A 21,249-nucleotide genomic window follows, 5' to 3' on the forward strand; every position below is an offset into this window, starting at 1 on the left:
ATTTAAAAACATAATTTTATTTGGGATAAGTAAACTCAATTTTTGTGTTATTTCCTGAGTGCTCATTTAGTGTAATACTGCTCACTTGCTTAGCAGTATTACATAAAATAAAATCACTAAATAATTGCTGTAGCATCGCTTCTTTTGGTGTTAACTGTGTGCAGTCGTCTTGCATTTTAGCAATGTCAAAACGTGTTTCCAGCGCACTCATATTTACGCTAAGTAAGTCACTCAGTAATCCTACAAATTGCTCGCTACCGGGTTGTGGTATTAACTCACCATTGGCATTTTGTGCAAGCACTTTGCCGTTTTCTATTATGAGCATACTCTCAACAGGCATTTTCACTTGCCAAATTAGTTTTTCGTCAATTAACGAAAAAACACCCGACGAAATAAAAGGCTTAGCAAATCCATTAAATTGCTTATATTGCTTAAACTCACCTTTAATAGCTGCTGCATTTACTACAGAGCAAAACAGCAAAAAGCTAATGGCAATGCTCAATGTAAAACATTTTAAAAAATTCATTTAATCGCCTATAAAATAAAAATTTAATTCAAAACTGCTTTTAACTTATTAAATAAAATAGCGGGTGATTCAAATTGCATTTCTTTGGAGCTGATCTCAACCGCAACTTGCGTGGTTGAGGCTTTAGTAAGGCGCTTATTAGTTAGCGAGTCAGTGATTACGTAGTCAATCCGTAGTCGATTCTCGAATTCTTTTAAATAAGCCGCTACTTTAATTTTTTGAGTAAATACCGCTGAGGCAATATACTTTATTTGCATATCAACAATAGGCCACGCGTAGCCCGACTCATGCATTTGTGGGTAATCATAATCAAATAAACGCAGTAACTCGCAGCGCGCTACTTCTAAATAACGTGGGTAATTACCATGCCATACAACATTCATTGGGTCGCAGTCATGAAATGGAATTTCAATTTCTACCACATGCGTTAATAATGCACCTTTACTATTCATACAACGCCCAACGTTTAGTTTGAATATACCCTATTGTTTGCCTTAGCACGGCTTCCATTGGTCTATCCTCAGTGAGGTTTTCAAAGTAATCAGTTATATCGGTATACATGTTTTGCATATCTTGCGTTAAAGTCGAAAACTCAAGATCGCCTTGTTTTATACGCAATCTAACACCTTGAATACTTGCTAATAACGTACTTGCTAATACTTGTTCTGTTAGCTGTAAAATACGTAAACAATCGCGAGACGCAATAGTTCCCATACTCACTTTATCTTGATTATGACACTCCGTAGAGCGAGAAAAAACGCTGGCCGGCATGGTTAGTTTTAATGCCTCTGCTGTGTAAGCACTACAGCCAATTTGAACCGCTTTAAAACCATGATTAATATAACGGCGCTCTGGTGCACTATCAGACAAGTTTGAAGGTAGCCCATTGTTGTACTTGGTATCAACCAAAGAAGCGATTTGTCTGTCGGCTAAATCAGCAAGGTTTGCAACGGCTGTTTTCATGCTATCCATTGCCATTGCAATGTGGCCTCCGTAAAAATGCCCACCGTGTAAGACATGCTCACCTTGACCGTCAATTATTGGGTTATCGTTTGCTGAGTTAAGCTCGTTTTCTATCATGTGCCTAAAAAACGGCAGACTGTCTTGCAGAACACCAATAACATGGGGTGCACAACGGATTGAATACCTATCTTGAAGTCTGTCTGCATTACGAGGGTGATCGTGATGGTTTAAATCTTCTCTTATCCAACGTGCAATTTGTTGCTGCCCAGGATGTGGCTTAACTGAAAATAATATCTCATCAAAATGATGGCTATTTCCTTTAAGCGCTAAACTTGATAATGCAGTAATACGGCTCGCCAGTTTAGCTAAGTAATTAGCCCTATCAAACGCTAAACACGCTAATGCAGTCATTACCGCTGTGCCATTCATAACGGCAAGACCTTCTTTTGGCCTTAGTGTTAGTGGTTCTAAGCCAACTTCTTTCATAACTTCTGCACTGTTACGTACTTGGTCTTTGTAAAACACATCACGCTCGCCTACCATCGCACCTGCAACGTAAGATAACGGTGTTAAATCGCCACTGGCACCTACTGACCCTTCTTGCGGGATCACTGGCACTATATCGTTATTTAAGTAATCTTTAAGTAGGTGCAGCATTTCCCAGCTAATACCAGAGTAGCCCTGTGAAAGTGATGTTAAGCGGGTCGCTAAAATTGCACGCCCTTGCACTTTATTAAATACATCCCCGAGTCCACAGCCGTGAAAGCGAGTTAAATGCAGAGGTAATTCATCAACTAAATCAAGGGGTACAGCCACCGTTACAGAATCACCGTAACCAGTAGTAACGCCGTAAATTACGCCATCTTCTTTTAAAAGTGTGTCTAAAAAACGCAAAGCGCTATTAATTTTAACGCTAAAAGTTTCACAGCTATTTAATTGCACTTGTGTTTCATTAAAGGCAACTCGAACAATATCTTCAATTGATAATCGCTGATTGCCAAAAAGCTGTATATTTTGTTCAGTCACACTTGTTCTCCATTGATTGATCGCGCACTACCTGCTGATCACTTTTCCAAAAATCGTAAAAATTAAACCACTGATAAGGATATAAAGCTGCGTAATAACTCAAACGCTGTGCATAGTCAGTAATAATAAGTGTTAGCGCCTGCTGTCGCTCTCGTCGAGGCATTTTTAATGATTGGCTGTAATGTTCAAATATCACTTGATACTTTTTGCTTTTTTTATCTTTTAAACAAAACAAAAAGTAAACAGGGCAATCAAGCAGCGCGGCTAATATAAAAGGCCCCTGTGAAAATGGGGCATTTTTGCCTAAAAATGGTACCTGTACCGACCGAGAAGCCGTTGTTGTGCTTGTTCTGTCGCCAACAATAACGATTATTTCTCCCTGCTCTACTTTTTCTTTTAGTAAAATAGCTAAGTCAGGCCCCATATCAGTCACTTGTATTAAATTAACCGACACATCTGGGTTAATCTTTTTAAGCATTTTATTAAATTCAACAGCGTGATGGGTAAACACCAGTACATTTATTTTTTTACTGCTGCGGTGCTGGCTAAGTGCCCTGCACACCTCTAAATTACCCAAGTGGGAACCTATAAAAATAGCCCCTTGATTTTGCTCATCTAGCTCAGCAAATAAATGCTCATTCGTGTATTTAATATCACGTTGAGTTATTCGCCCAAGCCAAGCATCAATTTTATCTAATGCGCTATCTGCAAAACTGCAAAAGTGCGTTAATTGCATTTTAAACGTAACAGGTTGTTTGCAGCCTTGGTAAACATTAACTTGCTCTAAAAACACTTTAGATGCTACACGCGCTACTTTTCCTGTTAAAAAAAGATAAAAAACCACAGGAAACAAAACAATCCACAGCCCTTTTCTACCCAGTAATTCATGAGCAAATAACAGTATTTGAATACCTAAGAAATTACCGCGCTCTTGCATTTTAGACCAGTGTTTAGCCGCCATAACGCCTCTTTAATTTATGCCAAATTAACACAGGAGAGCGAATCAACATTCCAAAAAACAAGCGGGTGTGTAACCACGAAATACGCACGTTATCGTGTAATGGCTGAAAATGAGAAAGCCCATTTTCGGGGTAAATTACTTGGCTAGGTAAAAATACAAAAGGCACATTGCGCCAATATAAACGCACTAAAATTTCGGGGTCAAAATCCATGCGTTTTCCAAGCGATACCTCATCAATTAGCTTTGTACTTTGCTCAAGCGGATACACTCTAAAGCCACACATTGAATCTACAATTGTAAAACTTAACGTTTCAATCCATACCCACACATGCGTTAAATAACGTGCTAAATAACGGTGTTTAGGCACTGAGTCATCATATATTGGGCAACAACTTATAAGCGCTTTAGGCTGAGCATTTGAAAGTGCAATTAGTTTTTTAATGTCAGCTAAATCATGCTGCCCATCTGCATCAACCTGTATCGCATGTGAAAAACCTAGCTTATGTGCCTGCTTTAAGCCTGTTTGTACCGCGCCGCCTTTGCCCTGATTATCGTCGTGGGTAACTACACTCAACTGCGCGTATTTTGCATCAAGGTTACTGAATACATTTTTAGCTTCGGCGTTGCTTGCGTCATCAACCATAATAATAGGAAGATTAAATGACGATAATTGGCTCAGTACATCATCAATAACCGTAATATGATTATAATTTGGGATAACAATACAAAAGTTATTCATTTATTAGGCTATCAAAAACAACACGGCCAGATGCATGCTGTCCTTTATTTGAATTATACGAAAAAGTGTATTTATTCTCTGCTTTTTGCTCAAGCAATAATTCGATTGTTATACCTGGGGTAATCACTACCTGAAACTTTAATACTTCAACATTTTTAACAGGTTGCTGAACCTTATAATATTTACAAATTGCAGCCACAGCCCAGTCTAATTGCACAACACCTGCGAGTATTGGGCCATCCGTAAAGTGTCCTTTGAAATAATCTAAATCATGAGGAACTAGTAAGCTTAATTTATACTTTTGCTCTGCTTTTTCACAAGACAGTAAATCAGGCTGTGTTTTAGTCAACTTTTGCAAAAAGACTCTCCAATGCTTTTAAATTTAACTTTGCCTGTGAGTTGTATGGTAATTGCTCTACAAAACGCCACTTTTTAGGGATACAAATTCGCTCAAAGCGCGCTAATGCATGCGCTTTTAATAAATTATTTGTAGCTAGCTTACCGTCACCATTAAAGAGCATCTGCCCTTTATGCGTAAGCACAACAATAGCCCCTACAATTAATCGCTCACCAGGCAAGGCGATTACTTTAGCTTCACTTACCCACTCACTAGTACACAAATGTAGTTCTAGCTCATCTAAACTTAATCGTTTTTCTTCTAATTTTATAATTCGGTCGAATCGACCTAATAATCTAAATTGACCATTTTTAAGTACTTCGCCTCGATCATCTAAAGGGTAATTTTTGTCGCGAACAAGTGGAGAGGTTAAAATTAAACGCTGATCATCCAAAGCCCGTACTTTAATACCCGAGAAAGGCTGCCAAAGGCTAACTTTTTCATGTGATGTAACTTGTCGATATGCAATACCACCTGTTTCGGTACTACCAAAAACTTGTGTGACTGGTTTATTTAATTGCGTAAACAACGAAATGGCATCTTCATTTAGTAGCGGTCCACCTGATGAAAATATCCATTGTAAATGAGACTTATCATTCACTAATACATTATCGATACATAACCGTTTTAACTGCGCTGGGCTTGAAACAAACACTACTTTTTTAAATAACCTAAGCTTTTTAGCTACATGCTCGGGGTAATGTAGTAGTTCTGTATTAACAACTTTCCCTGCACGTAATGGCCACAGTAACCTAAACAGTAAACCGTATATATGCTGATGCGAAACACTTGCTATAAAAATAGGATTATCAATCAGTGCGTAGCTGTTAATTAATGTATTTACTTCTTTATTTATTACCTGCCACGTTTTTACAATTGGCTTTGCTTTACCCGACGAGCCCGACGTATAAAAAACGATTGTACCTTCTTCAGGCCAATTAATTGTTTCAATGAATACAAAGTGAGGTTGATTGGCTAAAGTGCTTACATCTAAAAAATCAGCCGCTAAATCAGCTATTAATTCAGACTCACCAATAAAAAACGGCGTCTGTTTAAGCAAGGAGTTTAACGTTTCAGGTTGCCCATTAGGCGGTAAAATCACTGTATTTCCGTGTAATGCCAAAGCAAATAAGTACACGGAAAATTTGTAGGCGTCTGTGGTGTATAAAACAACCGATGATGTAGCGTTTAACGTTGATAGTTTTGCTAAAACCTCATTTATATCACTAACAAACTCGCGCTCAGAAATATCATTATCAGTATGATTAAAACATGTTCTTATTGCATTACTTTGAAAAGCATCAAACACCGGCGTTCCTTTTTACTTTTTGTCTGACTAACCATTCTATAGCAAACAATGTGCCCATAGCTAAGTAAGCAATAAAACCATTATAAAAAGCCCAGGTTTCTAGGCTACTAAAAATACTGGTGTACAGGGCAATACCACCGTTTAATACAAAAAACAGACACCACACTAGCGTTACTTTTTTTGTATAAATCAGAGCGTTTTCATCAAGTGAGGGCTCAGTAATGCGCGCAAAGGTTTCAATAATAGAAGGCCCTTTATACAAAGAATACGCAAACACAACTAACATAACTAAATTAATGATTACGGGATACAAACGCAGCCCTAAGTCGCTATCCATTACCTTGGAAATCAAAATAGTAATGGCTGCTAAAAATGTAGCGGGCTTTAACCACGGCATTTTATCAAACAAGGCTCTGCTTAACCAAAGTCTAAGCCCGAGTAAAAATAGCAGTAATACTGTAATAATCTGACTATTAAAACGCGTAAGGCCTACGTACACAATAATAGGGTAGCAAGCCAAGCAAATCATAATTAACGTTGTTAAAACTGCTTTTAACATAGTATTAGTTAACTAACTTTTCTATTTCAGTGACTATATCTTGCACTGTGCGCACAAGCTTAAAGGCATCAGGCTCAATTTTTTTACCTGTGATTTCTCTTAATTTCACAACTAAGTCAACTGCATCAATACTGTCTAAATCAAGATCTTGGTATAGGTTAGCCTCTAAGCTAATATCTTCTGGGTCTATTTCAAATTCGTTTTCTAAAATGCCGTGTAATACATCATAAATTTCAGCAGCGGTTTTCATTTTTCTTCCTACTTTTATATATTAAGAACGTGCTTGTTCAATAAATTTTGCTAAAGAATTAACTGAGGCAAAGTGCGCTTTAGTTTGCTCAGAATTTGCATCTATTTTCACATCAAATTGCTTTTTTATCGCAAGGCCAAGCTCTAACGCATCTATGCTGTCTAGCCCTAGCCCATCTACAAATAAAGCGTCATCGTCTTTAATGTCAGCAGTGGTCATGTCTTCAAGGTCAAGGCTTGAGATAATCAGTTGTTTTATTTGTTCTTTTAATTCGCTCATATATTTTTTAGCTCTTGTGTAAAATAATGTTGTAAATCTTTAGTCAATTGGCGTGATTGCATTGCAGGCATATCGCTGTCGTACGTTGCACAATTAAACTGCTGGCTCGTAAGCCTCATTGTAAAATGCGCCTGATATGGCGCGACTTTATACCAAGGAGTGCCTTTGGTTAAAGTGTTTGGTTTCATTTTAATTAAAAAAGTAGTGATAGGCGCATTACATCTAATTGCAATATTTGCAGCGCCACGTTTAAACTTTAATTTTTTGTGAGGCTCTGTCCGTGTCCCTTCAGGAAATACAATTAAGTTATTACCCGTTTGTAAACTTTGCTCGCACTCTCGTAATAACTCTTGCGGATCATCATTACTTATATAGCCTGTGCTTTTAATAACGCCGCGCACAAAAGGGTTTTTAAATAAATGCGCCTTTACTACGCAATCTGCGTTTTTTATCACCGAAATTAAAACAACAACATCAATTAAAGAAGGATGGTTGGCTAATATCAATTGTCCTTTTAAGCTTTCAATTTGTGCTTTATCGTTAACATGAAACCGAATAGCCCCCAGTAAATGCATTAAACTAACAAACAATTTGAAGCAGTAATGCACTGTTTTTCGAGCTTTAAGCTTTTGTTTAACTGAGTCATTTTCAAATAAACGCTGAGCGGGAAAAATAATAAAGGCTAATACTAAACCACCAATTCCAAAAACTGAAAAGCAAAATGCAGTAGTAATCATTCGCCAAAACAATCCACATAGCCTTTGTGCATTTTTAAGCATGGTACGTAAGCTGCCAATCGTGCTCAAGCGCGTTATGAACAAGTAATATATTGCTGCGCTCATACAAAGCTTTAGCGCATTGGATACTCATTGGTAAGTCGCTTTTTTCCATGCCCGTATTAAATACTTTATTTAAACTAAAATGAGGTTCGCCTTCTTGCGGGGCTCTGATTATTAAACCAATAGAGTGTGCTATTTGCTGTTCATCAGCGAACTGCACGTAAATGTCAGGGAGGGTTTCATCGGTATGGACTATTAATATATATTGCTGTTCACTATCAATAAGGCGTACAACGCCATCTACGAGTGCATAAATAAAGCTTTCAGCGCCTGCCGAAATTGCATTTGTAGCACTTGTATTACCCTGTATTATCCCAAAAAGTCCTGAAGCCGCATTATGCACACTTAACCCAAAACCAGTTGGCGACAAAGGCTGATCATTTACTACATCAACAAGTAAGTTAGACGTTTTGTGAAAATCGCCGTGGCGAGAAGAGAAAACACTCGGTAAATTAATATAGCTACCTTGAGCACTTACTTGATGGGCACTAAAGAGCGCCATTTTAATAAAAGGAGTCATGCGGCGTCGCTGCATAGCAGGCACCCAACTAAGATTTAATACGGAGGAATCAAACCAATTACTCTCTTTTATTTGTCGCTGTTCAGGCTTTATCCATATAGCGAGTTCTTCAACAACAAATTTCACAGATATACATATTTTATTAATTATAAGGACGAGAATTTTACCGATATTAGCAATAAAAGTAAATAATCATTAAATAAAAGCCAGTAACTAAAATCATTCAGTACTGGCTCATATTACTAAGAAAGTAGAGCAATATTTTTTATATCTATATAGTCAGCCTTACCGCCTACTACATCACTTTCGTTAAGTTGATTTATTAATGGCAAACCGATTTTTTGTTGCTCATCGCTAAGCGGTAAATACGGTAATCTAAATACTGGATTTACTGCACCTGTCATCATCAACGCGGTATTAATAGCAATCGGGTTTGGTTCACAGAACAACCAGTTCATTAATGGTTGTAACGAAGTATTTAGCTCGTTATTTTTAGTATCCATTAATTGGCGAAATAACCCAGGTATTAAGTTAGAAGTAACCGAAATAACACCGTGCGCTTTATGTGTGTGGCGTGCATCGTGACTTTCGTCATCGTTACCCGACCAACATGCAATACCTTGTTGCTCATAATGGGCAATGCGTTCATTGCCGCCACACTCTTTAACACCAATAAAATATTCGTGCTTTGCAAGTGGCTCAATAATATCAGGTGTTAGGTCTTGACCTGTGCGCCCTGCTACGTTGTAAATAAAGGCTGGGCCAATATCTAACACACGCTTAAAGTGCTCTTTAACACCCGCGATTGACGTACGTCCGTAGTACGGGTTAATTTGCAGTGCTGCATCCATACCGCTGGCAAAGCCATATTTAGTTGCTTTAATCGCTTCACGGGTGTTGTTACTACCGGTATTACCAACAATAACCAGTTTGTCGCCATACTTGTTTGCACTGTGCGCTATAAGCATTAAATGCTCTTCCCAGTTCATTAACTGGCCTTCGCCTGTTGTGCCACCGACTACAATGCCATCAACGCCCGCTGCAATTTGTATTGCAACGAGTTCATCGTACTTTGCTAGGTCTATTTCACCGTTTGCTAAGTATGGCGTTTTAATCGCTGTAATAAGGCTTGCTTGTTTAATTTGTTCTAGGGTGCGCATAAAAATTCATTATTTATAAAACTTGCGCTATTTGTAACATATTTGCCAGTACTTTTGGAGGTGTAAGCGCATATTTAATTATAAAATACCTTGTGTTATTGAGTTTGTTAATTCAAAATAAAACACTGTATATATAAACAGTATTTGTATTTTAACGATACCAGAGGCTTTATGCGTTTATCTGACTACTTAGCAACTCATTTTTATAACACCGATGAACTATGCCAAGCATTAAATATAGATTCAGACATGCTTTTAACTTGGCAAGAGCAAAGTGTTTTCCCCAAACCAAGTTATTGTATTAAAAGTCAACTTAGTTGTAGTTCATATTCCGGTTTGTATGAATGCGAAGAGTATGACGATTACTACCCACGCGGCTGTGTAAATTGGGGGCAAGGTTTAATAAAACAAAAAATAGAATCATCAAGCCATGCTTTTAATTACTTTGCACAACAATACATTGCCATTTTGACTAAATTAGCTCAGCAAGGGTTTGAATTTAATGAAGAGTTATTTGGCTGCGAAATAGACGAGCACTTACAACAAGTCTGGCAACAATTTTTATGCAGTAAATACGGCGTACTTACTCAAAATGGATTAATAGACGAAATAGTCGCTGTTGATATTGGTCGCTTAGTTGTAGACGATATTACCGAACTACGAAGTAAAGCGAGTTTAGACAAAGACGAGCGTTCTTACTTACATCCCGCTATGAAGCTTTTAAACCGTGCACTGAGTCATGGTGCCGATCATGAAAAGCAAAGCACATTACGCACTCGCTACATTGATGCACTTGTTTTAAAGTATGATTTGTCTATTAAATAACATTATATTAAGTTGATTATTTACTATTTTAGGATTATTTTTAGATTAAATGAGATCTATTAACGTAACTATCACGTACTAAACGAGCGAAAATTCGCAATAAAGCACCTTAATAAAGGCACTGACTCAATGACAATGAAAACAAAAATAAGCTTAATTTCTGCTGCACTCACAATTCTTTCTTTTAATACGCTTGCTAAAGCTAACCACGAGAACGTAAGCGATGACGTAGTAAAAACACAGCGCGCCGCACTTGCTAAAAACACAATTAATAAAGGTTTTGGCCCTCAATCTCCGCGTAATATTGATAATCATAAAGGCGAGAATACAGTAATATTTTCTGATGCGCCTGCTTCATCACAAATGAACTTATGCAATATCCATTTTCATAAAAATGCAGAACACGCCGGCGGCGAGTTTAGTAAATATGCAGGCAATGGCGATGGTCATGGCTATCAAAGTGGCTATGTGTATTCAGGCTCTTTAACTAAAAATGAGAGCAAACCTACAAAAATAAAGATTTGTCCGAGCGAACACGGCGCTCTTTCAGTAGGCGACACCATTGAAGTTCACAATGTGCATAGCAGTGCAATGGTTAAACCTGGCCCTACACTGGGTAGTTGTTTGAGTGATTCGATTAAAAATCCGCAACTACGTGTTGAAGCGCAAGTATACGTATTAGTAAACGATGCAAACGCGCTTGATTTTAACGAAATAAGTAACGTGTCATCGGTTAATGGCTATTACCAAGCAGCGAATGCACTTACTAATACTGGTGAAGCAGTTATTTATACCGGCTCTACCACTGGCCCTGGTTACAATGAGGCAGGCTCTCCTTTCCAAGTAACATGGTCAGTTAAACCAAAAGTAGCAAAAGTAGATATAAACAGTGTAGGTAAGTGGTGTGAAAGTAATACCTTTAATGAAGATCATGCTCACGGTGTAAGAAATCTCGTAATAAACCCTGCATTACTCTCTAAAATCAAATAATTAAAATTTAGCCTAATAAAACAACCCACTAATTAGTGGGTTGTTTAATTATGACCATTAAAATGAGTACTTCGCTTAATGGGATAAAAATGTCACATTAAGTGTATTTAAATCTTCATATGTAATACATGTTTGCTCATTAGTATTAAGCTCAACCACACCACAGTAAGAACCAGTTATAAACACTTGCCCTGCTTTTAAGTTAATTCCCTTTGCTGATAAGTAATTAACAGCCCAATAAAGTGGAAGCTGCGCAAGTTCTGCAGGATGCACACCCGCTAAATTTAACTCCAGCTCAGTTTGCTTAACGTTTATATTTACAGTACTTGCGTTATACGCTTTGGCTTTATCTATTTGTGGACCTAAATACACGCCTTGATTAGATAAACCATCAGCCAGCTTTTCAATGTGAGTGCATGGAGTGTCTTCATCAAATCTTTTTTGAATAAGCTCAAGTGCCAAGTGGGCGCTGGCAAATGCAGTATCCACGTCTTCATTTGTATAGGTATTATTACTCGGTAAATCGCTTTGTAAAATAAATGCAATTTCTGGTTCAATAAGCGCTTTATTGTTTGTTGTATACAGTGGGCAATTTTCAGCTTGTTTTATAGGTGCATGTAAAAGAGGCGCTAATATAATTGAGCCATCATCTAAAGGCAGCATACACTTCCAGCCATATACAGTTTGATCATTTAAATAAATCATCAACTTTTGTACTTCTATCGCATCGTCAGTCGAGTCTAGTACTAACTCTTTGGGAAAGTTTGAACGCGCTGGGTTCTCTTCTCTTTGTGCTAATAAATGAGTAGCAATTAGTTTTAGCTGTATTGAGTTGTTCACATAAATCTCTTTAAAATACGTTACTGGTTAAACAGTAAATAGGAAGGGTTATATTATTAATATATTAGTTTAGGCATTGGAACATCATGTTAAATGCCTCTAGTTAAAATTGTATTTAAAACAAAGCGTGGTAATTAGTTAAGTATCAACAGATTTAAGCGAACGTAAAAACAGCCCTAAGCCACCAAACGCTAAAATTATAATAACAATCAAATCAAACGACGTCATAGTTCGCATACTAAATCGAACACTCGATATAACGCCAAATATTAGTGCTGTTAACGAGCCAAGCGATAGCACCCAGCCTAAAATGTTTTTAGAATTATAAAAAATTAGGCCCACACCAAAAATAAACGGGATCATAACCATGCCGCCTGTAACGCCAAAGCCACCTAAAGCATTAACACTATAAATGCGAGAACTTAGTCCAAAATTAGAGGTCACCGAAATTGCGTTAAGCAGCATGTAAAAGCCACCGCACATCATAATCAAACCAATAAAAAAATGCCCAATACCACCAGAGCTTCCACCAGCACCTTTCATTATTAATTATTCCTTTTATATTTTTAACTTAATCGTTTTAGATGGTAATTGCTCGAGTATTCACATTGACCGCAGTCTACATAATCAATCAGTGCACACGCGAAAGCACTTATCGCGTAATTACATGCCAAATAACATAAAACCAAGATAAAAAACCATGCAAAATTGCCCATAACACAGACTCGTTAGCACTCCATGAAATAGCAATTGCTAGAGCTGTACCAAAAGAGACTCCATATTTTACTATCTCATTTCTTGAGTTTCTCATTAATTATATTCCTAATTTTTAACTTATTAGTTACTTGATTTGCTTACTAAAACTGAAAGCTCTTTAGCATCAATATTGTTACTTGCTTCTTTGCCTAGTTCAACAACTAAAGAAGGAGCCACATGTTTTCCACCTAGCTTCAGGTCAGTTGCTAAGCTAACAGAAGAATCATCAATTTGCATTAGTAAGAGCAAAACCATATGAATTATCAACTAAAACAGGTGGGCCAAGTAGGTTTTCTATTATCATAAAATTTGGCGTTCACTACAAAACTATCTTAGATTTCGACACACTACGAATTCATAAAAAGAGTCCTATTAGGTTGCATTGATATATTGGGGAAGTTGAGTATTTTAGAGGCAGGTTAGAGTGAAAAAATAAAAAGGTGATGTAAGTTAACAGCACCTATTTGAGTATTTACTTGGTTACACGTAATTTAGCTAAGTATTTTAATACATACCACAAAAGGCACTATAAAAAGAATCTAACCAATTGATTTATATACATCAATACTACTATTGGTTAAAAGTCCAGTAACTTGCGTACCAAACGCTTTAAAGTGTGGCTCGTTTTTATGCGCTTCAAAGTGCTCGTCAGACGCCCACTGTTCGCTAACAACGTAATCGGTATGTTCATCATCACTTTTTACCGATAGTTCATAACGTAAGCACCCTACTTCTTGGCGCGATGACTTTTGTAAGTTTTCAAGTGCTGTAAGAATTACATCTGCATCAATATTTTTGCACGACAGTGCCGCTATAACCGTTAACATGTGTATTCCTTTTTAAAAGTTAAGGTGTAGATAATCTACACCTTAAAATATTTAGTTTAACTTTGCGTTTGAGGTAAGTTTACTGATCCCACTGCGGCGCAAAGTCTGGTGTTGCTTGGCGGTCGCCACAATCTAGGCCATCAATGCGAGCTATGTCTTCATCATCTAATTTAACGTGGTCGTTAAAGTTATCTTCTAAATTTTTGCGCTTAGTTGATGATGGAATTGTCGTCATGCTGTTGGCGTTAACCCATGCTAAAACAACTTGTGCTGGGCTTGCATCGTGCTTGTTAGCAATGTCGATAATGGTTTGATCTTTAAGTACTTTGCCTACTACAAATGGCATATACGCAGTTACATGTATATCGTGCTGAGCACAAAATGCGCGTAATTTAGTATTAGTTAAATATGGGTGAACCTCAACCTGATTGGTAAATATTTCACGCGAGTCAAGCGTTTGCATTGCTTCATTTAAGTTTGCAATGGTGAAGTTTGATACACCAATGTGCTTAGTTAAACCAAGTTGCTTCGCTTTTAGTAATTCAGTGAGGTATTCACTCATTGGCTCGTCGTTAGCAGGCGATGGCCAATGAATTAGTAGTAAGTCGACCGAATCAACTTGTAGCTTTTCAAGTGACTTTTTAACGCTTGGGATAAAGTCGCTTTTATTTAATTTGTTATTCCACACTTTGGTGGTTAAGAATATTTCACTGCGCGGAATATTGCTGTCTTTTATAGCTTGGCCTACTTGCTCTTCGTTGCCATAAATTTGTGCGGTATCAATATGGCGAAACCCAACTTCGAGTGCCATTTTTACTGAGTTATAGGCAGTGTCGCCCTCTAAGCGGAATGTTCCCATACCTAGTTCTGGCATTTCTATTACACGTTTTGTCATGGTTTATCCTTATAAAATAATCGGTTAAAAACAAGCTCTTTTAAAGCTTTACGAAATACACCTTTTACTTCTTTTGTGTCGTCACTTAAAAATCTATGACCTCATAACAGGTATGAGGTCATTAATTTTAGTTTCAATCTTAACAGCTAAGACTTTATGCTTGCTGAATTTCACGTTTATCAAGCATACCGCTGTAGCGTGTAACACCGAGTGCTAAAACAGAGATAACAGCGCCTATCCATGCTGTGTCTTGCAGGGTCATGCTCTCTACTACGCTACCACCAATAATTGAGCCAAGTGCAATACCAATATTAAATGCGGCTATGTTTAAACCTGATGCAACATCTACCGCATTTGGCGTGTGCTTTTGTGCTTGCTTTACTACATAAAGTTGCAAGCCTGGCACATTACCAAAAGCAAATGCGCCCCAGACTAAAATAGTAAGTACAGCAGCAATTTTTGATTCCATCGTAAAAGTAAATATCAGTAAAATAATACTCAAAGCGCTGAATATAATGCTCAGTGCGCTAATTGGGCCGCGTTTGTCGGCCATTTTTCCACCCCAAATATTACCTACCGCTACCGATACGCCGTAAACAAGCATTATTAAGGCAATAGCCGAAGGCGCAAAGCCTGTTTGTTGCTCTAAAATAGGTGCTAAATAAGTAAACGCTGTAAACGTGCCGCCGTAGCCCAATATCGTCATTAAATACACGAGTAATAAACGCGGTTTTACGATTACTTGTAGTTGCTCTTTAAACGTGGCTGGTATTGATTGTTTTAAGTTTTTTGGCACTAAAATAGAGCTGCCGATTAATGCAATTAAACCTAATACCGACACAACTAAAAACGTTGCACGCCAACCAAAGTGTTGTCCAATCCATGTACCCAGTGGCACACCAGTTACGAGTGCTACAGTAAGCCCGGTAAACATAATGGCAATTGCACTGGCTTCTTTGTCTTTGCTTACTAGACTTGTGGCAATCATCGATCCGATTGAAAAAAACACACCATGGGCAAGCCCCGTTAAAATACGCGCAAGTATTAATGTTTCGTAACTTGGCGCTTGCCAAGCAAGTAAGTTGCCCAATACAAACAAGCCCATTAAGCTTATTAATACCACTTTACGATTCCAACGACCCGTTAAAGCGGTTAGCACCGGTGCACCAATAGCAACGCCAACCGCATATAAACTTACAAGCAAACCCGCTGAAGGTAGGCTTACGCCTAAGTCGTTTGCAATGGTGGGTACTAATCCCACTATTACAAACTCAGTTGTTCCTATTGCAAATGCGCTTAAGGTAAGCGCCCACAAAGCCAATGGCATAGTTATATCCTCATTAATATTTGAAGAATGTAGTTTGGCTAAAATATCGTTTGCAAAAAATAGCATTAGTGACAAAATACTTTTGTTAATAATACAAAGATGGTGTTGGTATATTTATGGCTGTTCATTCAAAAACTGAAGATTTAGAAACGTTTATAACGGTAGTAGATTGCGGAAGCTTTTCAGGGGCGGCTAATTTGCTCGATCAACAGGTGGCTAAAGTGTCGCGAGCTGTATCACGCCTTGAAAATACACTGCAATGCACTTTACTAAACAGAACAACACGCCGATTAGAACTTACCGAAGAAGGCCATACTTTTATAAAATATGCGCGCGACGGATTAAATACGCTTTATACCGGTGAAGAAGCCATAAAGCTTTTAAAACAAGCGCCAAGTGGCAAGCTGCGAATAGATGCGGCAAGCCCTTTTGTATTACACCAACTTACGCCTTTAATTGGCGAATTTGCTAAGCAATACCCGCACATAACGCTTGATATAACCTCACACGACAGCATTATTGATTTACTTGAACATAAAACCGATTTAGCCATACGCATTGGTGATTTAAAGGACTCAAACCTACATGCTCGTAAGTTAGGCCATAGTAAACTGCGTATAGTCGCAAGCCCTGAGTATTTAAAAAGTAGCCCTAAAATTAATGCTATAAATGATTTAACCAGTCATAAATTAATTGGTTTTACCGACTCACCTAAACTTAATAGCTGGCCGTTAATTCAACCTTTAAAACTAAGCTATTCGCTGAGCGCGAGTAGCGGAGAGACAGTACGACAATTATGTTTAGTAGGGCAAGGCATTGCTTTACTTTCGGATTTTATGATTGGAAATGACATAAATGAAAAGCGACTTATTGAATTACTACCCAATGCGGTTATGAGGCCAAATAATCGTGAAATTATACAAGCGGTTTATTATAAAAACAGCGCAGTTTCGTCTCGTATTGTCGCTTTTTTAGATTTTATAAAACCAAAACTAACTTTGTGATCTTTTAAAATAGAAATAATAAAGGTAATAAATTAATCATCGAGTGTTATTTGATAACCAACATAAATAACCATGGCTCTCATCCTCATCTCTCTCCATGATATAAACTGCGTTTGCCTAGTTATGTACGCTTCCCAATCGTTACTAGGAAATAAATTAAATTGTTTTTCATCCGTTATTTCAAAACCGCCTCCGGCCAATAAACTATCAAAATCATTATACTTTGTATGTGAGCTAATAAAGTCAGGTGTCATTAGTTTATTAAGCGGTATTTGATTATCTTTCACTATTGTTTTTATATTATTTACTAACTTATTAATGTCTGCCACTGTTGACTCCTGTTAACTGACTAATTTTAACAAAAATTTCTTAAAAACTTGAAATTATTAAACTAATTTAGCTCGGTATAACCAAACTTTAATCAGAGAGTAAATTTATATTAGTCTAATAACGCTTTAATCATAAAGTTAAATTATTCGTATTTAGAGTAAAACTAAGCATCTAAAACAATATTAGTTTTGATGCTCATATTGACCTCGATAAATTTCAAAAACTTTTAATACCGTATGCTGTTCTTTAGATAAATTATCAAACCAATCGTCAAACAATTCATCATTGTCTTGCTCACTGAGTGCCATATATTGTGCCAATAACTCAACAATGTCGTTGTGGTTACAACTTAAAGGATTAAGTTGATGTGCTAAGGCACTATGGTCACGCTCTCTTAGGGTATCCATCACCCCTTGATCTATTTTTTCTTGTTGTTGTACTGCGTCGCTCATACATTACCTCTGTGATCAACTGTAAATGCGGTTTTAACGTTTTTATTAGCTTAAATATAGTTATAACAGCCTAAACGCTAATAGCCAGCATTTTTAATCTAAGTGCTTATTTTTTGATTTATTTGCACAAATAGCCATCAAACTGGTGCTTTTCACTGCTTTTAAAACTATTTGCAAAGCACAAAAAAATGCGTTAAATTAAATGATATATTATCACATATCATTTACTGAGGCGCATTATGAAACCAAATATTCACCCTGACTACCAAGTAGTTGCTTTTCACGACACCGCTGCCGACTCTTATTTTATTATCGGTTCAACAATTAAAACCAACCGCACTGTTGAGGTAGACGGTAAAACTTATCCGTATGTGCCTATTGATGTGTCGAGTGATTCACACCCTTTCTATACAGGTAAGCAAAAAACCGTAACCACAGATGGTCGTGTTGCACAGTTTAATCGTCGATTTAAAGGTGTTTCAACGAGTAAAAAAGAGGAAAAATAATGAAGGTACTTAGCTCACTCAAAAGTGCAAAACAGCGCGCTGGTTGTCAGATAGTTAAACGCAAAGGCCGTGTATTTGTTATCTGTAAAAGCAACCCTCGCTTTAAAGCCGTTCAAGGGATGAAAAAGAAGTAATCTCAGCGGGGTATTAATACATAATTAGGTAGCTTATTTAAGCTACCTAATTTTAGGACGTTACTATTTTACAATGACTGAAAATTCAGGCATGGCCTGAATTACTTTTTTAACAGTACACGTATTAACAGCAGCTATAAGGGCTTTTTTATATTTTTCAGGAAAACCCTCTGGCAGGTTAATTTCAATAGCAAATAACTTTTTACCATTGTCATCAACGTTTTCATTGTTTTGCGTTAGCGTCATTCCTTGTGTAGAAATATCACGTTGTTCACAAAATTTTCGTGCGTAAAACCCTGCGCATAGCACCATGCTCACTAAAAAATAGTCAAAAGGTTCAGGGTGTTCGGCACTCCCACCCGCAGCAATACTTTGATCGCTTATCACTTCTAAATCGCCAAATTTTGCACTTTGCTTTTGGCCTTCTAACATTGAAACTGAAATTTCCATTGTTATTCCTTATATAACCTAAATGTTGGTTAAAATATTTACTAATACATAATTTTTTAGTTTGAGCCTAGATTACGAACCAAACAATAATTCAAAAAAGTCTGGTGGCTCATGTAGTTTGTGATATTTTTTACGTAAATCATCTATATTTTTTAATGATGCTTTCGCCTCTGCGAGCCCTTGTTTATTAGCCGCATTTTTAGCAAGCTCAGCCTGAGCAATTACTTTATCAAGGCCTTGTAATGACTGTTCGGGCTCTTTATAAAATTTGGCTGTTTTACTTACTTTTACCAGCTTAATAAACTTATCGATTGCGATATTAAATTCTACTAGATCAGTTGCTTGTACTGCTTGTTTATAAGCAAGGCCTGTGTTTTTCATGTTTATTTCGAGATCAACAGGCTGATCAGCAAATGCTAATGAGCTAAATAACAATGTGAAAAATATATAAAAAGACTTCATGAACAACCTTACTAAGTTAAAAACATACAGATTGTATCAAGGATAGAAAAGAAAGTAACTCGGGTAGTGAAATGGCTTAAAACTAACTGTAAAGCCCCTTTACAGTTAGTTTTATATTTAAATCGTTAAAAATATTTACTGCAGGTTGCTCAACCACACGCTTTGATATGGCTCGAGTTCAATATTTAGCTGCCCTTCTTCTATTGTGTTTACTGCGACTAAATCGAACCATTGCTGCGTATTAATTAGGTTTAAATCGGCTAGTATTAAGGTTTGTGCTTTATCGCTTATATTATAAACACAAAATATACTTTGCTTTCGATCGATGCTTTGTCGCCAAAAACCAAATAATCCCCCCGCTAAATGCAGCGTAAACTGCGTGGCATTAGGATGAAACGCACTTTGCTTTTTACGTACACCCAATAACGCTTTAATACCAATAAATACTTTATGATGATGGCTGTATTTTTCACCAATCGCTGCTAACAATTTTGACTCTTGCCAACGATGACGGTTAATGGCTCTGTTGTGTTGAGAGTTTTCAAAACGCTCGTAATCGTTTGTTGTGCCAAGTAAACTATGGATATAAAGCCCTGGTATTCCCTCAAGTGCAAACATAATTGCGTGTGCACACATAAACCGTTCAAGGCCAAATTTGTCTGGGCCGTTATGTGTTCCTTGTAGCGCATCGAATAATGCAATGTTTAGCTCATACGGGGTATGTGTGCCGTCATTACTGGTACGCATTGAAACACGCCCACCAAATTGCATCGTTGTGCTTACGAGTGAAGCCACTTCGCTAGGTTCTAATAAACCCTCAATTGGCCTAAGCCCAATTCCGTCATGCGATGCTATAAAGTTAAAGTAGGCTGTGCCGTTTTGCGCCGGAGGCATACTCATCATCCAGTGTTTAAGTGCTGTGCTATCACCACTTAACAAAGTGTGTAGCAATAATGGTGGCAGTGCAAAGTTGTAAATCGCATGCGCTTCATTGGCGTTACCAAAATACGATAGGTTTTCTTGATTTGGGATATTGGTTTCGGTAATTATGACCACACTTGGCTCTACATGCTCAATAAGCGTGCGCATTAGCCTTACGGCTTCATGTGTTTGTGGTAAGTTAATACAATTTGTATTTAGTTGCTTCCATAAAAAAGCAACTGCATCGAGTCTAAATAAGCGCACACCGTTGTCTAAATAATGCCGAATTATGCCCACAAATTCTTTAAGTACATCGGGATTGCCAAAATCAAAATCAACCTGATCGTGACTAAACGTGCACCATACGTGTTTTTCGCCGCTTGGCGTTGTTACGGTATTCAATAACGATGAGGTACGCGGGCGTACAACTTGGCTTAAATCATCAGTTAAGCTTGCCGTTTTAAAGTAATCTTTACCTGGGTGTAAATCGTTTAAAAAATTCTCAAACCATACGCTTCTGCTTGAGCAATGGTTAATTACTAAATCAGCCATTAGCTTTACATCTTTGGCTATGTTTTGAATATCCCCCCAATCCCCTAGCGATTCGTTAACTTGCACGTAGTTCATTACTGCAAAGCCTTCGTCTGAGCTGTACGGGTAAAATGGTAATATATGCAGCGCATTAAGTTGCATATCGCATTGATCTTTTATAAATCGGTGTAGTGTTTTGAGCGGAGCTTCCATTGGGCTCGATACCGCAAAATCACTATTATCATGCTTAATAATTGAATCGCCATAAGCTATCAATACTATATCTTGTTCATCCCACCTATTTGTATGCGGTGTCGGGTCGCGCAGTGGACTGCTGCCTAAAATAATCTTAATCAATTGCTGAGCAAGCTCAGCAATTGATAAGGGCAGTTCAACATCCTCATAAATTATTCGAAGATGTTGCTCTACCCGCTGTAAAAATAGTTCGTTAACTGTGCTCACATGCGCCCC

30 protein-coding genes are annotated in these 21,249 nt (G+C 37.5%); 5 read left to right on the forward strand and 25 right to left on the reverse strand.

Annotated features, from left to right (window positions below):
• Positions 1–16 precede the first annotated feature (16 nt).
• From P20495_RS07200 to dapA, 13 genes are all read right to left on the reverse strand, one after another.
• Positions 17–526 (reverse strand): outer membrane lipoprotein carrier protein LolA, encoded by a 510-nt coding sequence (locus P20495_RS07200; RefSeq protein WP_008137189.1) that lies wholly within the window; start codon positions 524–526, stop codon positions 17–19.
• A gap of 23 nt (positions 527–549) precedes the next feature.
• On the reverse strand, positions 550–978 hold the full coding sequence (locus tag P20495_RS07195; protein ID WP_007378690.1) for a thioesterase family protein: 429 nt from the start codon (positions 976–978) through the stop codon (positions 550–552).
• Complete coding sequence (gene hutH, locus P20495_RS07190; protein ID WP_008137191.1) at positions 971–2,515, reverse strand: histidine ammonia-lyase; 1,545 nt, start codon at positions 2,513–2,515, stop codon at positions 971–973. Before hutH ends, P20495_RS07195 begins: the two co-directional genes overlap by 8 nt.
• Positions 2,508–3,476, reverse strand: coding sequence for an acyltransferase (locus P20495_RS07185; protein WP_008137192.1), 969 nt, complete (start codon positions 3,474–3,476; stop codon positions 2,508–2,510). The genes hutH and P20495_RS07185 overlap by 8 nt, the downstream gene beginning before the upstream one ends.
• Complete coding sequence (locus P20495_RS07180) at positions 3,466–4,215, reverse strand: glycosyltransferase family 2 protein (protein ID WP_008137194.1); 750 nt, start codon at positions 4,213–4,215, stop codon at positions 3,466–3,468. Before P20495_RS07180 ends, P20495_RS07185 begins: the two co-directional genes overlap by 11 nt.
• Positions 4,208–4,573, reverse strand: a complete 366-nt coding sequence (locus P20495_RS07175; protein WP_008137196.1) for a thioester dehydrase — start codon at positions 4,571–4,573, stop codon at positions 4,208–4,210. The genes P20495_RS07180 and P20495_RS07175 overlap by 8 nt, the downstream gene beginning before the upstream one ends.
• Entirely contained in the window at positions 4,557–5,921 is a 1,365-nt protein-coding gene (locus P20495_RS07170; RefSeq protein WP_008137198.1) for an AMP-binding protein, read from the reverse strand. The genes P20495_RS07175 and P20495_RS07170 overlap by 17 nt, the downstream gene beginning before the upstream one ends.
• Positions 5,914–6,480 carry a hypothetical protein gene (locus P20495_RS07165; protein ID WP_008137200.1) on the reverse strand — a complete coding sequence of 189 codons (567 nt, stop codon included), beginning with the start codon at positions 6,478–6,480 and terminating at the stop codon, positions 5,914–5,916. The genes P20495_RS07170 and P20495_RS07165 overlap by 8 nt, the downstream gene beginning before the upstream one ends.
• A 4-nt stretch (positions 6,481–6,484) precedes the next feature.
• Positions 6,485–6,730, reverse strand: coding sequence for an acyl carrier protein (locus tag P20495_RS07160; RefSeq protein ID WP_002958648.1), 246 nt, complete (start codon positions 6,728–6,730; stop codon positions 6,485–6,487).
• Positions 6,731–6,751: 21 nt separating this feature from the next.
• A complete protein-coding gene (locus tag P20495_RS07155) occupies positions 6,752–7,009 on the reverse strand; it encodes a phosphopantetheine-binding protein (protein WP_008137204.1) in 258 nt (85 codons plus the stop codon).
• A complete protein-coding gene (locus P20495_RS07150) occupies positions 7,006–7,746 on the reverse strand; it encodes a 1-acyl-sn-glycerol-3-phosphate acyltransferase (protein ID WP_008137205.1) in 741 nt (246 codons plus the stop codon). The genes P20495_RS07155 and P20495_RS07150 overlap by 4 nt, the downstream gene beginning before the upstream one ends.
• Before the next feature lie 34 nt (positions 7,747–7,780).
• Positions 7,781–8,494 carry a beta-ketoacyl synthase chain length factor gene (locus P20495_RS07145; RefSeq protein WP_193371857.1) on the reverse strand — a complete coding sequence of 238 codons (714 nt, stop codon included), beginning with the start codon at positions 8,492–8,494 and terminating at the stop codon, positions 7,781–7,783.
• Between the two features lie 116 nt (positions 8,495–8,610).
• Complete coding sequence (dapA, locus tag P20495_RS07140) at positions 8,611–9,528, reverse strand: 4-hydroxy-tetrahydrodipicolinate synthase (protein ID WP_008137210.1); 918 nt, start codon at positions 9,526–9,528, stop codon at positions 8,611–8,613.
• 171 nt (positions 9,529–9,699) lie between these two features.
• On the opposite strand from dapA, the gene P20495_RS07135 reads away from it, so the two are divergent.
• Both P20495_RS07135 and P20495_RS07130 read left to right on the forward strand, forming a co-directional pair.
• The gene (locus P20495_RS07135) at positions 9,700–10,353 is read left to right on the forward strand and encodes a DUF6058 family natural product biosynthesis protein (RefSeq protein WP_007378679.1); all 654 of its coding nucleotides are present in this window, start codon (positions 9,700–9,702) and stop codon (positions 10,351–10,353) included.
• 129 nt (positions 10,354–10,482) lie between these two features.
• On the forward strand, positions 10,483–11,343 hold the full coding sequence (locus P20495_RS07130) for a delta-class carbonic anhydrase (RefSeq protein ID WP_008137213.1): 861 nt from the start codon (positions 10,483–10,485) through the stop codon (positions 11,341–11,343).
• Positions 11,344–11,418: 75 nt separating this feature from the next.
• Here P20495_RS07130 and P20495_RS07125 read toward each other — a convergent pair whose 3' ends face one another.
• From P20495_RS07125 to P20495_RS07105, 7 genes are all read right to left on the reverse strand, one after another.
• The gene (locus tag P20495_RS07125; RefSeq protein WP_008137215.1) at positions 11,419–12,183 is read right to left on the reverse strand and encodes a hypothetical protein; all 765 of its coding nucleotides are present in this window, start codon (positions 12,181–12,183) and stop codon (positions 11,419–11,421) included.
• A gap of 138 nt (positions 12,184–12,321) precedes the next feature.
• Positions 12,322–12,726 carry a hypothetical protein gene (locus tag P20495_RS07120; RefSeq protein WP_007378676.1) on the reverse strand — a complete coding sequence of 135 codons (405 nt, stop codon included), beginning with the start codon at positions 12,724–12,726 and terminating at the stop codon, positions 12,322–12,324.
• A gap of 109 nt (positions 12,727–12,835) precedes the next feature.
• Positions 12,836–12,994 (reverse strand): hypothetical protein, encoded by a 159-nt coding sequence (locus P20495_RS22210; RefSeq protein ID WP_007378675.1) that lies wholly within the window; start codon positions 12,992–12,994, stop codon positions 12,836–12,838.
• A 26-nt stretch (positions 12,995–13,020) separates the two neighbouring features.
• Positions 13,021–13,176: a hypothetical protein gene (locus P20495_RS22580; protein ID WP_008137219.1), complete on the reverse strand. Its 156-nt coding sequence runs from the start codon at positions 13,174–13,176 to the stop codon at positions 13,021–13,023.
• Between the two features lie 302 nt (positions 13,177–13,478).
• Positions 13,479–13,766 (reverse strand): putative quinol monooxygenase, encoded by a 288-nt coding sequence (locus tag P20495_RS07115; RefSeq protein ID WP_008137221.1) that lies wholly within the window; start codon positions 13,764–13,766, stop codon positions 13,479–13,481.
• A gap of 79 nt (positions 13,767–13,845) precedes the next feature.
• Positions 13,846–14,661, reverse strand: a complete 816-nt coding sequence (dkgB, locus tag P20495_RS07110; RefSeq protein WP_008137225.1) for a 2,5-didehydrogluconate reductase DkgB — start codon at positions 14,659–14,661, stop codon at positions 13,846–13,848.
• A 154-nt stretch (positions 14,662–14,815) separates the two neighbouring features.
• Positions 14,816–15,988, reverse strand: coding sequence for an MFS transporter (locus tag P20495_RS07105; protein ID WP_007378866.1), 1,173 nt, complete (start codon positions 15,986–15,988; stop codon positions 14,816–14,818).
• A gap of 116 nt (positions 15,989–16,104) precedes the next feature.
• Between P20495_RS07105 and P20495_RS07100 the strand changes: the two genes are divergently transcribed.
• On the forward strand, positions 16,105–16,992 hold the full coding sequence (locus P20495_RS07100; protein WP_008137229.1) for a LysR family transcriptional regulator: 888 nt from the start codon (positions 16,105–16,107) through the stop codon (positions 16,990–16,992).
• A 32-nt stretch (positions 16,993–17,024) separates the two neighbouring features.
• Here the strand turns inward: P20495_RS07100 and P20495_RS07095 are convergent, their stop codons facing one another.
• Positions 17,025–17,321, reverse strand: coding sequence for a hypothetical protein (locus tag P20495_RS07095; RefSeq protein ID WP_007378868.1), 297 nt, complete (start codon positions 17,319–17,321; stop codon positions 17,025–17,027).
• A gap of 183 nt (positions 17,322–17,504) precedes the next feature.
• Complete coding sequence (locus tag P20495_RS07090; protein WP_007378869.1) at positions 17,505–17,774, reverse strand: hypothetical protein; 270 nt, start codon at positions 17,772–17,774, stop codon at positions 17,505–17,507.
• 239 nt (positions 17,775–18,013) lie between these two features.
• Between P20495_RS07090 and P20495_RS07085 the strand changes: the two genes are divergently transcribed.
• Both P20495_RS07085 and ykgO read left to right on the forward strand, forming a co-directional pair.
• Positions 18,014–18,280 carry a type B 50S ribosomal protein L31 gene (locus P20495_RS07085; protein WP_007378870.1) on the forward strand — a complete coding sequence of 89 codons (267 nt, stop codon included), beginning with the start codon at positions 18,014–18,016 and terminating at the stop codon, positions 18,278–18,280.
• Positions 18,280–18,414: a type B 50S ribosomal protein L36 gene (ykgO, locus tag P20495_RS07080; RefSeq protein WP_007378871.1), complete on the forward strand. Its 135-nt coding sequence runs from the start codon at positions 18,280–18,282 to the stop codon at positions 18,412–18,414. Before P20495_RS07085 ends, ykgO begins: the two co-directional genes overlap by 1 nt.
• Positions 18,415–18,477: 63 nt before the next feature.
• Here the strand turns inward: ykgO and P20495_RS07075 are convergent, their stop codons facing one another.
• The 3 genes from P20495_RS07075 to P20495_RS07065 all read right to left on the reverse strand — a co-directional run bounded on the left by P20495_RS07075 (position 18,478) and on the right by P20495_RS07065 (position 21,240).
• Complete coding sequence (locus P20495_RS07075) at positions 18,478–18,864, reverse strand: OsmC family protein (RefSeq protein ID WP_007378872.1); 387 nt, start codon at positions 18,862–18,864, stop codon at positions 18,478–18,480.
• A 72-nt stretch (positions 18,865–18,936) separates the two neighbouring features.
• Entirely contained in the window at positions 18,937–19,326 is a 390-nt protein-coding gene (locus tag P20495_RS07070) for a cytochrome b562 (RefSeq protein WP_008137233.1), read from the reverse strand.
• 135 nt (positions 19,327–19,461) lie between these two features.
• A complete protein-coding gene (locus tag P20495_RS07065; RefSeq protein WP_008137235.1) occupies positions 19,462–21,240 on the reverse strand; it encodes a sugar phosphorylase in 1,779 nt (592 codons plus the stop codon).
• Between the last annotated feature and the right edge of the window lie 9 nt (positions 21,241–21,249).

Origin of the sequence: Pseudoalteromonas sp. BSi20495, from assembly GCF_000241185.1 — a bacterium.
GTDB classification, from domain to species: Bacteria; Pseudomonadota; Gammaproteobacteria; order Enterobacterales; family Alteromonadaceae; genus Pseudoalteromonas; species Pseudoalteromonas fuliginea.